This window comes from Corynebacterium sp. NML 120412 (assembly GCF_002285155.1).
Classification (GTDB): Bacteria; Actinomycetota; Actinomycetes; order Mycobacteriales; family Mycobacteriaceae; genus Corynebacterium; species Corynebacterium gottingense.
Genome location: NZ_NSGL01000001.1, coordinates 1,280,746 through 1,293,808 on the forward strand (window position 1 = coordinate 1,280,746; position 13,063 = coordinate 1,293,808).

The following is a 13,063-nucleotide window of genomic DNA, read 5'->3' on the forward strand; positions in this document are numbered from 1 at the left end:
AGTATGTCACTTCGCTCGGAGCATCGGGAAAACGCCACCCAAAATTCCGGCGAACAGCAGGAGCAACGTCAGAATATTATCCGGCACGAGCTGCGGGCCGCCAGCTGGAAGCACGAACATGAGGGCGAAGAACCCGCCCAGCCACACCGCCAGGGGTACGAAGGCGATCCACGCTCCACCGCGCGCCCACAACCGGGCGGTCCTGGTCAGCACCACATTGAACGCGAGCGCCACCAGCACCGTTGCGGGCACGGGGACGTTGCCCACGCGCGCGCCCAGGTAGACCACCTCAAGCAGCAGTGACACTAGCGCGCCGATGCCCAGCCACACCATCGCGGCGACGACCTCGCCCCGCGAGTAGTCCGTGCGCACGGCCGGCTCCGTCACTGAGCCAGGCCTCCGAGCACGCCGTCCTCCGGTCGCTCAATCGGCACGCCCGCGCCGAGCTGGAAGTGCTCGTACGGCTGGATCGGCTGCACGATGAGGTTGGACAGCGCGTAGTACACCACCGGCCCCTGCCCCACGACCGAGTGCGGGTTGGTGGCGCTGGTGCGCCCGTCCGCGATCCACAGCTGGGTGGCGTGCGCGCGCATCGCCGCCACCTTCGCGCTGTACGCGGTGTGGGAAAGCAGCACCGCGACGTCGGAATGCGCAACGCCGTCGAGCTCGCCGTCCTCCGGCAGCCGCCAGCCATCCGGAGCCTCGGCGGGAAGCAGCGCGTTGGTCTCCTCCTCCAGCCGCACTGCCCACAGGATGCGCGGCACGCCAACCTGCTCGGCGGCCGCGTGCGCAATCTCGTGCGCGCGGATGTGGTCGGGGTGCCCGTACCCGCCGTCCGGCCCGTAGGTCAGCACCAGGTGCGGCCGCTCGGCCTCGAGCAGGGCAGCAAGCTTATCGACGCTCCCCTGCCCCCCATGCACAAACGCCCGCGGATTCTCGTGCGCCTTGGACCCGGCCATCCCGCTGTCCCGGTAGCAGCCCGCGCCGCCGAGGAACGCGCCGCGCACGCCCATCGCCGCGAGCGACTCCTGCAGCTCCCGGATCCGGAAGCCCCCGAGCTGGTCGGCGTGGTCCACGGTGAGCTGCTGGTAGGGCTCGCCGATGACCTCGCCTTCCTCCCCCAGCGTGCAGGTCACCACAAGCACGTCCGCCCCGCGGGCCGCCAGGTCCGCGAGCGTGCCGCCCATCGTGATCGCCTCGTCGTCCGGGTGTGCGTGGACCGCCACCACGCGGTAGCCGGCGAGGTCCCTGTTGGTGGTGTGCATTGTCTACTCCTTGCGTTGAATTGGTTTGGGCGGCGTGCGCTGCTCGGCTGCTACTCAGTGCCGGTGAGCGTCCACTGCGCGGCGCTCGACAGGCCTTGGTTCCATCGTTGCAGGTCCGCGTCGGGGCCGTCGATTGTAGTCCCGAGCGCCAGGATGCGGCGCTCCCGCACCACCGGCACCCAGAGCACCTCCTGCTGCTCGATGTCGGCGACGCGCCGCGCCGCCTCGCCTTGGCCCACCTCGCCGGAAAGGATGGCGCTGGCCAGTAGCTGGTTTTCCTGCGTGCACAGCCCGGAAACGTTCTCCTCCAGGTACTTGCCTGTAGGGCAGGCCACGCGCCCGGCCAGCTGGGTGGTGGTCCCCGCGTCGTACCGCCACCCCACCAGCACGTCAACGTTGCCATCGGGCATGCTGCTGGACAGCAGCGACGCGGTATCGGTGGACACGACGCTCGCGCGCACTCCGCGGCCGTTGAGGATGTCCGCGAGCGAGCGCGCCGCGGCGGACGCGGCCGTGTCGGAGGCGTCCACGCCGATGCGCAGCGGCCGGTACTTCTCCACGAACTGTTGCAGCCGCACAGGCTCGCCTTCCAGGGGCGGGGTAGGCTCGGCTGGGTCCAGGTCCGCGGAGCGGCCGGCGCTGATGGGGGCGAGCAGTGGAACGTCGATAAGCGAGCGAAGCTCCTCGCGCATCCCGCGGGACAGGCCCGAGTTCACTGACACGTTCACGCCGAGCGTGCGCGGGGTGCTGATCAGGCGCGTCTGTGTTGATGGCAGCAGGTCGAGCACTCGCGACGACGTCTCTTGCGGCGTCTTGTCCAGGAACGCGAGCTGGCCCGCGCGCAGCTGGTCCGCAACCTGGGTGGTCGTGCGCACCTCCTGGAGGTTAATGATGTCAATCTGCGCGGGCGACTCGCCCCAAAACCTGTCGTTGCGGTTGAGCGTGACCGTGCCGCGGCCGCGGTCCACCTCACGCACCATGTAGCGGCCGGCCGACGCCGGGATCGTGTCGTGCAGCGCCGCGCGGAAGTCCGACGCGTCCGCCGCGAAGAGGTGCGCGGGAAGCAGGTGCTGGAACAGACTCTGCCACTGCCGGACCGGGCGGGCGAAGTCCACGTCGACGACCTTTCCGCCGTCGCCGCTCACCCGCACGCCCACGATCGCGTCGTACCCCTCCGCGTCGATCGCGCCCGGGGTGTGCGACATCCCGCGCCACAGGTAGGCGAAGTCAGCGCCGGTAATCGGCGTGCCGTCGGACCACTGCGCCTCCGGCGCGATGACGTAGCGCACCGTCATGGCGTAACTCGAGGTGGGCAGCCGCGTCGCCGCGACGAGCAGCTCGTCGTTGCGGACGCCGTCCACAAACGCGCTGGGCAGCACGAGGTTGGCAATGCTGCGCACCATCGCGGACTCGTCGGCGCGCAAGTGCGGGTTCAGGCCGTTGCGCAGCGTGTCCGTGCCGACCGTGATCTGGGTCCGCTCGGGGCCTTGCGTGGGCTTGCTTGTCGACGTCTCCTCGTCCGGCTCCGCGGCGCTGTCACCAGCATCGTTGGCGCTGGTGTCGCCGCCGGGGGCGTCCTGCACCTCGGCGGGGTCCACCAGTGGCGGCGGACCTGGGTTGGCGGCGCACCCGGCACTCCCCGCGAGCAGCAGCGCTGCGCCGAACGCGGCACACCACCTGCGTGCGGGGACGTGCATGGGGAGACCGCTTACTTGTTCTTTGCCTTCGCGCGGGAACGTGCGCGGCCGCGCTCGGTGGCGTCGAGGATGATCTTGCGCACGCGCATGGCCTCCGGGGCAACCTCGACGCACTCGTCGTCGTCACAGAACTCGATGGCCTCGTCCAGGGACAGGGTGCGCGCCTTCGCCAGGGTGACGGTCGCGTCCGCGGTGGCGGAGCGCATGTTGGTCAGCTTCTTTTCCTTGGTGATGTTGACGTCCATGTCCTCGTCGCGGTTGTTCGCGCCGACGACCATGCCCTCGTACGCCTCGGCGCCCGGCTCGACGAAGAAGTCGCCACGGTCCGCGAGGTTCTGCAGCGCGTACGCGGTGACCTGGCCGGAGCGGTCGGCCACGAGCGAGCCGGTCGGGCGGCCCTTGATCTCGCCGGCCCACTGGCGGTGCTCGATGGAGTACGAGTTGGCAATGCCAGCGCCGCGGGTCTCGGTGAGGAAGGTGGTGCGGAAGCCGATGAGGCCGCGCGACGGCACGTCGAACTCCATGCGGACCCAGTCGCCGGAACCGGCGTTGCCCATGGTGGTCATCTGGCCCTTGCGGTTGGCCATGAGCTGGGTGACGGCCCCCTGGTGCTCGGACGGGACGTCAATGATCATGTGGTCGTACGGCTCGTAGGTCTTGCCGTCGACCTCCTTGGTCACCACCTGCGGCTTGCCCACGGTGAGCTCGAAGCCCTCGCGGCGCATCGTCTCAATGAGCACGGTCAGCGCCATCTCGCCACGGCCCTGGACCTCCCAGGCGTCCGGGCGCTCGGTCGGCAGCACCTTAATGGAGACGTTACCGATGAGCTCCTGGTCGAGTCGGGCCTTGACCATACGCGCGGTGAGCTTGTCGCCGCCGTTACGGCCGGCCATCGGGGAGGTGTTCACGCCGATGGTCATGGAGATCGCCGGGTCATCGATCTTGATGCGCGGCAGCGGCTCGACGTGCTCCGGGTCGCACAGCGTATCGCCGATCATGATCTCGTCGATACCGGAGACCGCGGCGATGTCGCCGGCGACCACGTCGTCGGTCGCCGGGACGCGGTCGAGCCCCTCGGTGACCAGCAGCTCGGCGATCTTCACGTTCTTCACGTGCTGCTCGCCCTCGGCGTCGTAGTGGACCCACGCGACGGTGTCGCCCTTCTTCACGGTGCCCTTGTACACGCGGATCAGCGCGATACGGCCGAGGAAGGAGGAGGAGTCCAGGTTGGTCACCTGGGCCTGCAGCGGCGCGTCGATCTCGGCGGACGGCTCCGGCAGGGTGTCGTAAATGACGTCGAAGAGCGGCTGGAGGTCCTCATTCTCCGGGACATTGCCGTTGCCCGGGTTCTCCAGCGACGCGCGGCCCTCGCGGCCGGAGGCGTAGAGCACCGGCAGCTCGAGCAGGTTCTCGGCGGCCTCTGCGGCCTCCGGGTCTTCCAGGGACGCGCCGAGCTCGAGGAGAAGGTCCTGTGCTTCCTCCACGACTTCGTCGATACGCGCGTCCGGGCGGTCGGTCTTGTTCACGCAGATGATCACCGGCTTCTTGGCCTCGAGGGCCTTGCCAAGCACGAAGCGGGTCTGCGGGAGGGGGCCCTCGGAGGCGTCGATAAGCAGCACCACGCCGTCCACCATGGACAGGCCGCGCTCGACCTCGCCGCCGAAGTCGGCGTGGCCCGGGGTGTCGATAACGTTGATGACCAGGTCGCGGCCGTCCTTGCCCTTGCCCTTACGGCGAATCGCCGTGTTCTTGGCCAGGATGGTGATGCCACGCTCGGATTCAAGCTCGCCGGAGTCCATCACACGGTCGCCGTGCTCGCCGTGGTCGCCGAACACACCGGACTGCTCCAGCATGCCGTTCACCAGGGTGGTCTTGCCGTGGTCAACGTGGGCGACGATGGCGACGTTACGAAATTCAGGATGCGACACTGATCCGGTGCTCCTTATACATAGGCGGTAGAACGCTTAAACCTTACCCCTGCCGCGCCCAACTCGCACGTTTGGAGCATTTCGCTTATCGACGCCCCTCCACCCCACCTTGACAGTGTGACAAAAGTGACTACTGTTGCTGTAGTTGCGCAAGGTGCGGGTGTGTTGCGCGCGTTCGTGCGCGCCAGACCCTGCGTCGAGCCCCCAGCCCCGAGACCCCGAAGGAAGACGTCACCGCCGTGCGAACCACCGCCATCGCCGCTGCTAGCGCACTTGCCGCCGCCACGCTCGCCGTCGCCCCGGCCGCGCACGCCGCTCCCTCCGCGGGGCCCGTCACCGTCGGCTCCACGACGTCCTCCAACCCGCTCGACACGCTGGGCCGCCCGAACGACGAGACCATTGCGCGCGTCGAGGCGTTTGCCAGCCAGCCGTTCGTCCCCGCTGACGCGGCCAACCTGCTGCGCACCGCCCTCGCCTTCTACGCCGGGCAAGGCGAGCTCGGCGGCCCCGAGCTGCCGCAGGACGCGCCCGCGTTCACGCAGTTCGCCTGGCCGACCGTCTCCTCCAACTGCATCGGCCCTGGTATGCACTCCACCGCTTCCGCGCTCGTGGTCCCCGGCCCCGCCACGAGCCCCCAGCCTGGCGCCGCCGCGGGCGAGGCTACATTCGTCTTCACGGCGCTCGGCACGCCGGCGGCAGCGCAGGACCAGGGCCTCATGAATGCGTACTGGATCAACCTGGACAATTTCCGCACCGGTGTAACGCCGTTGGGCAACCACGGGATAAACCCGACAGGACCGACCACCTTGTCCGGCACCGCCGCGACAGGCGCCGGCCGCGTCCTGGCAGTCATTGACGGCAGTGCCCGCACCGCCGACAACGTCTGCAAGTTCGCCCCCACCGCAGCTAGTTTCCACGTGAGGTAGTAACCATGAGCGCCGACCTGCACCCCGTGAAGCAGGAAAGCTTCGACACCACGTCGAACACCAACACCGACCCGAAGGGCTTCCTCCGCGAGGTGGACACGTACAAGGTGACGGACTTCGGCCTCTACATGGCCCGCGGCGCGAACCACCCCCGCTTCGGCTACCTGGAGAGCTGGCTGCTGCCCGAGCTTGGTCTGCGCGCCAACATCTTCCACTTCCGCGAGGGCGCGGAGAAGGAGCAAGACTTCTACTTCGACGTCGCGGACATTGACGTTGACGGCGACGTCTGGCGCACCCGCGACCTCTACGTCGACCTTGTGTCGCTGACCGGCAACCCGATCGATGTGCTTGACATCGACGAGCTCGCCGCCGCCTGCTCCGCCGGCCTCATCACCGCCGAAGAAGCCGAAAAGGCGATCGACGTCACCCTTCGCGCGGTCGAGGGCATCACTCGCCACGACGACGACGCGATGGAGTGGCTCCGCGCCCTCGGCATCGAGCTCACCTGGGCCGACAAGGTCGAGCTCACCCCGGCCGGCTAAACGCGCCGCACCTCCACGTCCACCGGAACGCAGGCGAGCTGCGCCTCCTGCGCGGCCCACATGTCCCAATACTCGGCGTAGTACGGGTCGCGTGCAAGCGCCCGCCGCTTGCGCAAGTTCTCGTCGGCGCTCACCCGCAGCGTGTCCACGCTGCCCCGCGCCCGGGCCTTGCCTATCGACGCCCACGTGACCGCCCCCACCCCCTCCACAATCACATCCGCGCGCGGGTCAAGGGGCACCCACTCCCCCCGCCTGTCGCGCTCCCAGTCCCACCGCCAGTATCCGGGCGCGACCGGGTCGAGCACGTCGCGGGCCACCATCGCCGCCCCCTCCGCGAGGCCCGACCAGCCGGGATAAAAGTCGTCCAGGTGCACCACGCGGATGCCGAGCGCGGCGCCAATCTGGTTGGCCAGCGAGGTCTTTCCGGCGCCGGAGGGGCCGTCGATAAGCAGCGTGTACGGCACTTAGCCCACCGCCCACACCGGGCGAAACTCCCCCGTCGCCCAAGCCGCGCCGAGCGCGACGGCGGCGAGCGCCACGCACACCGCCAGCACCACCCAGTCGCGAGCATGCATCTTCGACTCTCGAGCCCACGTGCGCGTCCCCGACCGCCCAAACGCACGCGCCTCCATGGCGGTGGCGAGCTTGCCGGCGCGGCGCAACGACATCACGAGCAAGCCGAAGGCCAGCGAAAACGCGTAGCGAACCCGGTTCATGTCCGCGATCCCGCGCGAGCGGCGCGCCCGCCGCATCGCCTCCACGTCCTCGCGCAGCAGCGTGAGCATGCGCAGCGCGGCGACCGACCCCAGCACAAACCGCGCGGGCAGGCGCAGCACCTGGGCCAGCCCATCGCCGAGATCCGTCGGATCCACGTCGGCGGAGAGCACCACCACCGGCAGCGCCACCGCCAGCACGCGCAACGTAATCGCCCACGCCAGCGACACCGACAGCTCCGAGACCTGGATCAGCCCGTAGTCCAGGTAGACCTCGCCGCCCGACTGGCCGTACAGCGCCATCGGGATGCCCGCGACCGGGGCGAGCAGGAGAATCGGCCAGGCGCGGCGCGCGAACCTGCCGTAGCCCACCCCGCACAGCGGCGCGAGCAGGAGCGTCGCCACGATGGCGACGGTCGCGGAGACCCAATCGATGCTCACCAACAGCGGCGTGGTCATCAGCGCAAGGCCCAGGATGCGCGTGACGGGGTTCATCCCCTCGAGCAGGTTCACGATGCAGTCTCCAACCGGATGATGTGGTCGCCGAGCGAGTCGATGAACACCTCGTCGTGCGTAATCGACACCACCGTCACACCCACCTCGGTGAGCTCGCGGATCAGGCGCGCCAGCTCGGCGAAGGTGCGGTCGTCTTGGCCGAACGTGGGCTCGTCGAAAAGCACGAGGCTCGGCGCGTTGACCAGCGCGGTCGCCACCGACAGCCGGCGCTTCTCGCCGCCCGAGAGGGTAAACGGGTTCGCGCCGACGAGGTGCGACAGCCGCAGCCGCCGCAGCAGGTCGTCGATGCGCGCCTGCGACGCGCCGGACAGCGCCATCTCCTCGCGCACCGTCGAGGTGACAAATTGGTGCTCCGGTTCCTGGAAGACGAAGCCGATGCGCTCGGCGAGCTGCGCCGACTTCCAGCGGATCGCCGGCGTGGTCAGCCCACGGGTAATCGAGTCCGCGTAGATGATCTCGCCCGCCTTCGGCGCGTCCAAGCCCGCCAGCACGTGCGCGAGCGTCGTTTTTCCGACCCCGTTCGGGCCCGTGATCACGGTCGACGCACCCTCGGGGATGGTCAGGTCGCGCGGCGGCCCCACGCGCGTTTGCACGCCGCGCGTCGTCAGCGCCGCGGGGGTTTCGCTCGGCACACCCCGCGCGGGAGGCAGCTGCGGGGCGCCGGGCAGCTTCTCGACGCCCACCTCATCCACCCCCTCCGCGCCCAGCCGCACCGCGCGCGTCGCCAGGTGGGCCCACGGACGCGGGCGGTGCTCCACGACGATGAGCGTGGCGCCGGTGTCGTTGCACACGCGCTCCACCGCCGCGATGACCTCGTCGCGGCCCGCGGGGTCCAGGTTGGCAGTCGGCTCGTCGAGGATGAGGATGTCCGCCCCCATCGCGAGCACGCCGGCGAGCGCGAGCCGCTGCTTCTGCCCGCCGGAGAGGTGCGCGGTGTTGTGATCCAGCGGCACGTCGAGGCCCACGGCGTCGAGGGAGGCGCGCACGCGCTGCCAGATCTCCTCGCGGGGCACGCCGAGGTTCTCCGCGCCGAAGGCGACGTCGTCGCCCACGCGGGTGAGGATGGTCTGCGCCTCCGGGTCCTGCATCACCATGCCGACCGTGCCGTCGACGCTGAGCGTGCCGGTGCTGTGGCCGTCCTCGTCGTCGCCGCCCGCCAGACCGGCGAGCACGGCAAGCAGCGTGGACTTCCCGGAGCCGGAATCGCCGGTGAGGATGACGCGCTCACCGCGCTCGACGCACAGGTCCACGCCGGTAAACGCGGGCTCGGCGCGGGTGGCGTACTGGTAGCTCAGGCCCTCGGCCAGGATCGCGGGCATCTAGCGGCCCGGGTTCGGCGTGCCTGCCTGTGCGCGCAGCCGTTCACGGCCCGCACCGAAGCGGTCCAGCGCACCGGTCTTCGCCAGCGCCTTGACCAGGACGAAGCCGAGCAGGCCCGCGAGCACCGCGCCGGAGATGGCCGTGCACACGAGGTAGATCAGGTTGTAGCTCAGGCTCATCGCCAGGTTCCCGGAGGTGAACAGCTCGAGCACGAACGCGCCCACGCCCGCACCGATACCGGAGAGCACCGCGACGTCCAGCGAGAAGCGCTTGTACATAAAGATGAGGAAGATGAGCTCCGCGCCGAGGCCCTGGGCCAGGCCGGAGTAAACGGTCTCGATCGCCCACTGGCTGCCCAGCAGCGCGGAGACCGACGCCGCGAGCACCTCCACGAACACGGCCGCGCCCGGCTTGCGGATGATAAGCCCGCCCAGCACGCCGCCGATCAGCCAAATGCCAGTGAACAGGCCGCCGAGGCCGGGGGTGACGGCGTCGATAGCCTTGTAGCCCGCGTAACCCACGCCGTTCCACAGCACGAACAGCAGGCCGCAGGCCACGCCGAGGACGGCGGCGGTGACAATGTCGATCACGCGCCAGGAGTTGGATTTCGGTGCCGCAGTCATGCGAATCTTCCTTCCTTATCGCCGGTATTACCCGGATCAGGTTCGACGGTTTACCGCGTATCGCGGAATCTCAGCCAGGCGCGCGCCCAGCTCCCGTGTAGTGCATCATTAGCGTACCCGAGCGCAACGGGGCCGCCGGAACCGCCCGATTCGTGCGGAGTGGGCGGGGCGGGTGATCGTCGATAAGCTTGGAGCGCTGTCAACAGAAAGGTAAGAAGATGGCTGGTGGACTCCTCGCACTGCTTGACGACGTCGCGCTGATCGCGCGCACCGCCGCGGCATCAACAGACGACGTGGCCGCGATGACCGCGAAAACCTCGAGCAAGGCGGTCGGCGTCATCATCGACGACGCCGCCGTGACCCCGCAGTACGTCTCCGGCGTCACGCCCGCGCGCGAGCTGCCAATGATCTGGAAGATCACCAAGGGCTCGCTGCGCAACAAGCTGCTCATCATCCTGCCGATTGCGCTTTTGCTCAACGCGGTCGCGCCGTGGGCGCTCGTGCCGCTGCTCATGGTCGGCGGCACCTACCTCTGCTTCGAGGGCGCCGAAAAGATCGTGCACAAGCTCACCGCCGACGACAAGGCCGAGCAGGAGCGCGCCGCGAACAAGTCGGCTGCGGACGAAGACTCGCTGGTGAAGTCCGCCATTACGACAGACCTCATCCTCAGCGCCGAGATCATGATCATCTCGCTCGATGAGGTCGCCGACCAGCCGATCTGGATGGAAGCCGCCGTCCTCATCGCGGTGGGCATCTTCCTCACCGTGCTGGTCTACGGTGCCGTTGCGCTGCTGGTGAAAGTCGACGACATCGGCCACGGCATGATCGAACGCGGCCGCACGCCAGGACTCGGCCGCGCGCTGGTCAAGGGCATGCCGTACGTGCTCACCGCAATCGGCGTCATCGGCACCGTCGCCATGCTGTGGGTCGGCGGCCACCTCATCATCCGCGGCTTCCACGAGGTCTTCGGCTGGCACTGGCCGCACGACCTCATCGAGCGCGGCGTCGAGGCCGTCGGCGGCGGCGCGCTCGGCTGGCTCGTCGACACCGGCATCTCCCTGGTCACCGGCCTCATCGTGGGTCTCATCGTGCTGGCCATTGTCTCCGGCGTGAAGAAGGTGCTGCCGTCTCGCGACAAGGAAGCGGGGCACCAGGCCGCGTAGTGTGTCGGAGCGCCTAAAGTAAACGGCAACGAACGACACAAGCTGAAGGAGGCCAAGGCCGTGGGACTCCAGCGCTACCCCCTCTCCCCCGCTATCTGGGGCGCGGGCGAAGAGATCCGGCTCACCCACGTGGTGCAGGCCGCGCTCTTCACCGACTTCGACGCCAACCGCGCCACCTCGTACATCGACGTCGACCTCGAGGCGAACCCGCTGACCGGGTCGTGGCGCGTCCGCTACAACGGCGCGGTGATCGGCACCGTCCCCGCCGAGGACCGCGCCCGCTTCCCCGACATCGAACGCGTGCACAAGTCGCTGCTCCGCCCGGGCACGACCGCAGAGCTGCGGTTCAACGCCGCCACCGGCCAGTTCGACGTGGCCGTGATCCTGCCGCCGACCCAGCTCGCCGTGCCACGCAACGACACCCCGGCCGGCGCGTGGGTCCTCCCGCCCGGCGACATGATGGTCATCGACACCGCCGCGGGCGAGTTCTCCGCCGAGGAGCTGGAGATGCTCTCCCCCGGCCAGTGGCTCGTGGCCCTGCACCGCATCGCCGACACCGTCGTCGCGGTCTACGACGGCCGCGTGCTCGGCGGCTTCACCGGCGACGACGCGCTCGACCTCGTCGAGTTCGTCGAAGAAGCCACGGCCCTCGGCGCCCCAGAGGTCTACGCCAGGGCAGTGCTTATCGACGCCATGGCCGCCCTCGACGTCGCTTCACCGGGCGAAGGGCCCGTACTCGTCCCCGCGCTGAGCGTCCCCGACTCGCGCCCGCGCCGCCCCTGGTCCGTGGTCGACTTCCCCGACGGCTCGTGGGCTGTCACCGTGGAACACGACTACGCGACCGACCCCGACGAGGAGGTCAAGCCACTGCACACGGCGCGCTACGTCTCGCTCACCGGCGGCGACCGTCCGGCCGAGATGGCCGCGCCGACGGAGATTTTCGGCATCGTCGACGACACTCCCGCCCCCGACCCGGACCCGGAACCGGAACCAGCACCAGCGCCAGCACCGGAACCGGACCCCACGCCAACCGAATCGTTCGCGGACCTGCACAGCGCGCGCCTCGCGGGGTTCGCGCCCCAGCACTCGTGGAGCGGCGCGGGTGACTATCTCACCGAAGTGGAGAAGGTGCAGCTGCGCCGCCAACAGCGCGCACAGGCAGCGTCGGGTCTCGAGGCCGAGGGGCACCACCGCGCCCCCGACCGCACGCTGCAGCATTTCATAGCAGAGCGCGACGGAGTCACACCGGCCGACTAGGCGGGCGTGTGTCAGATGTGGGCGAGGCGTTGTTCGCGTCTGTCGGGGTCTGTGTGATCAACCCCGCCGGGTATTCGAAACCCACTCGGGCTCTGCCACGTGACGCGCCCGCGGTGCCGGTGCATCCTGCCGCGGGATGGCCTGCCGTTTTGCCGATTATGATACGTACACAACCAGCACAGGTTCCCAATCTCCGTCCCACCCCCGCTGGCCCACTCAGTGAGATGGTGCGCCTCGGAGACATCCGCCGGCTGGTGGCAATCCGCCCAGGCGCACGTCGGCCCGTCCGCACTCATCAACAGCCGCAGCTCCCGGGTCGCCCGCCTCGGGTTGACAGGGTCATCCCCGGCAAGGGTGGTCGCATACAGGTTGACCGGCCCGTCAGTCGGCGAGATCAACGCGATATAGCCCGCCTTGTCGAGCTTCCGGTTGACCAACTCGGCACCGTCAAGCCACTCGCCGTTGGTCAGCTGCACCTGGATCTCGGCGGCGTTGTCGGGGTGGGTGCGCCAGGCGGCGAAGTTGCCGATGTCCATGTTGAGCACCGTGGTCACCGCAGGTGCGGCAGCACGGGTGGTGGCATCACCGGTCAACCAGGCTGCCGGGTCGGGGCGTGCTGCGTGGTAGGCGGCGAGCACGTCGCTGGTACGCCCCGTCACGTGCAGGGTGGACAGTCCCTTGTCGTGGTAGGTAATGCTTGCTTTCGGTGCCCGCGGTGTCGGTGGGGCGAGTTTCTTTTTGAGTTTCTTCGCAGCGCGCATGATGGTGCGCAAATCGCCGTCGGTCTCGCACAGGGCGCGGCGGTATTTCCAGCGATCCGCATCCTTGGTCAGGCTGCGCGACGAGCGGGCGATAAAAGCGAGGGTGTCGATCCGGTGGCCGCGGTCACGTGCGGCGTCGACGCAGGCGGTCTGCGCCCGGCGGTTGCGCACCGGGGCGAAGAAAACCTCGGCGGCGGTGGCAAGTTGGGCGGCGCGGTCGGGGTCCATGCCGCGGGAGATCAGGGTCTCGGCGCTTAACGACGCGGCCGCGGCAACAAGGTCGATGCCGCGGCTGTCGAGGGTGATCAGGTCGTCGAGAAGCGTCATGCCACACAGCATAAACCCCCCTGAC

The 13,063-nt window shown here is 69.1% G+C and carries 13 protein-coding genes and 1 riboswitch; of the genes, 4 read left to right on the plus strand and 9 right to left on the minus strand.

Annotated elements, in window-relative coordinates:
• Window positions 1-6: 6 nt before the first annotated feature.
• The 4 genes from CKJ84_RS05840 to typA are packed head-to-tail and all read right to left on the minus strand — an operon-like array spanning window position 7 to window position 4,890.
• On the minus strand, window positions 7-387 hold the full coding sequence (locus CKJ84_RS05840; protein ID WP_233125514.1) for a hypothetical protein: 381 nt from the start codon (window positions 385-387) through the stop codon (window positions 7-9).
• Window positions 384-1,265 (minus strand): N-acetyl-1-D-myo-inositol-2-amino-2-deoxy-alpha-D-glucopyranoside deacetylase, encoded by an 882-nt coding sequence (gene mshB, locus CKJ84_RS05845; RefSeq protein WP_095546215.1) that lies wholly within the window; start codon window positions 1,263-1,265, stop codon window positions 384-386. The genes CKJ84_RS05840 and mshB overlap by 4 nt, the downstream gene beginning before the upstream one ends.
• A 50-nt stretch (window positions 1,266-1,315) precedes the next feature.
• Window positions 1,316-2,962: an ABC transporter family substrate-binding protein gene (locus tag CKJ84_RS05850; RefSeq protein ID WP_095546216.1), complete on the minus strand. Its 1,647-nt coding sequence runs from the start codon at window positions 2,960-2,962 to the stop codon at window positions 1,316-1,318.
• Between the two features lie 11 nt (window positions 2,963-2,973).
• Window positions 2,974-4,890, minus strand: a complete 1,917-nt coding sequence (gene typA / locus CKJ84_RS05855) for a translational GTPase TypA (RefSeq protein WP_095275818.1) — start codon at window positions 4,888-4,890, stop codon at window positions 2,974-2,976.
• 239 nt (window positions 4,891-5,129) lie between these two features.
• Here typA and CKJ84_RS05860 point away from each other — a divergent pair, with 239 nt between their 5' ends.
• Both CKJ84_RS05860 and CKJ84_RS05865 read left to right on the plus strand, forming a co-directional pair.
• A complete protein-coding gene (locus tag CKJ84_RS05860; RefSeq protein WP_095275816.1) occupies window positions 5,130-5,816 on the plus strand; it encodes a hypothetical protein in 687 nt (228 codons plus the stop codon).
• A 5-nt stretch (window positions 5,817-5,821) separates the two neighbouring features.
• Window positions 5,822-6,358, plus strand: a complete 537-nt coding sequence (locus CKJ84_RS05865) for a DUF402 domain-containing protein (protein WP_095546217.1) — start codon at window positions 5,822-5,824, stop codon at window positions 6,356-6,358.
• Here CKJ84_RS05865 and CKJ84_RS05870 read toward each other — a convergent pair.
• The 4 genes from CKJ84_RS05870 to CKJ84_RS05885 form a co-directional block, all read right to left on the minus strand.
• A complete protein-coding gene (locus CKJ84_RS05870; RefSeq protein ID WP_095546218.1) occupies window positions 6,355-6,822 on the minus strand; it encodes a hypothetical protein in 468 nt (155 codons plus the stop codon). The two genes, CKJ84_RS05865 and CKJ84_RS05870, sit on opposite strands and share 4 nt — an antisense overlap.
• Window positions 6,823-7,584 carry an energy-coupling factor transporter transmembrane protein EcfT gene (locus tag CKJ84_RS05875; RefSeq protein WP_095275809.1) on the minus strand — a complete coding sequence of 254 codons (762 nt, stop codon included), beginning with the start codon at window positions 7,582-7,584 and terminating at the stop codon, window positions 6,823-6,825.
• Window positions 7,581-8,906 (minus strand): ABC transporter ATP-binding protein, encoded by a 1,326-nt coding sequence (locus CKJ84_RS05880; RefSeq protein WP_095546219.1) that lies wholly within the window; start codon window positions 8,904-8,906, stop codon window positions 7,581-7,583. Before CKJ84_RS05880 ends, CKJ84_RS05875 begins: the two co-directional genes overlap by 4 nt.
• Window positions 8,907-9,530, minus strand: a complete 624-nt coding sequence (locus CKJ84_RS05885; protein WP_095535184.1) for an ECF transporter S component — start codon at window positions 9,528-9,530, stop codon at window positions 8,907-8,909. It abuts the gene before it with no gap.
• Window positions 9,525-9,636: riboswitch (TPP riboswitch) on the minus strand. Its footprint overlaps the gene before it by 6 nt.
• 112 nt (window positions 9,637-9,748) lie before the next feature.
• Between CKJ84_RS05885 and CKJ84_RS05890 the strand changes: the two genes are divergently transcribed.
• Together CKJ84_RS05890 and CKJ84_RS05895 are read left to right on the plus strand one after the other, a co-directional pair.
• Window positions 9,749-10,693, plus strand: a complete 945-nt coding sequence (locus CKJ84_RS05890) for a DUF808 domain-containing protein (RefSeq protein WP_095546220.1) — start codon at window positions 9,749-9,751, stop codon at window positions 10,691-10,693.
• 60 nt (window positions 10,694-10,753) lie between these two features.
• Complete coding sequence (locus tag CKJ84_RS05895) at window positions 10,754-11,950, plus strand: hypothetical protein (RefSeq protein WP_095546221.1); 1,197 nt, start codon at window positions 10,754-10,756, stop codon at window positions 11,948-11,950.
• A gap of 11 nt (window positions 11,951-11,961) precedes the next feature.
• On the opposite strand, the gene CKJ84_RS05900 is transcribed toward CKJ84_RS05895, so the two are convergent.
• Complete coding sequence (locus CKJ84_RS05900) at window positions 11,962-13,038, minus strand: HNH endonuclease signature motif containing protein (protein WP_143340319.1); 1,077 nt, start codon at window positions 13,036-13,038, stop codon at window positions 11,962-11,964.
• Window positions 13,039-13,063: the final 25 nt, after the last annotated feature.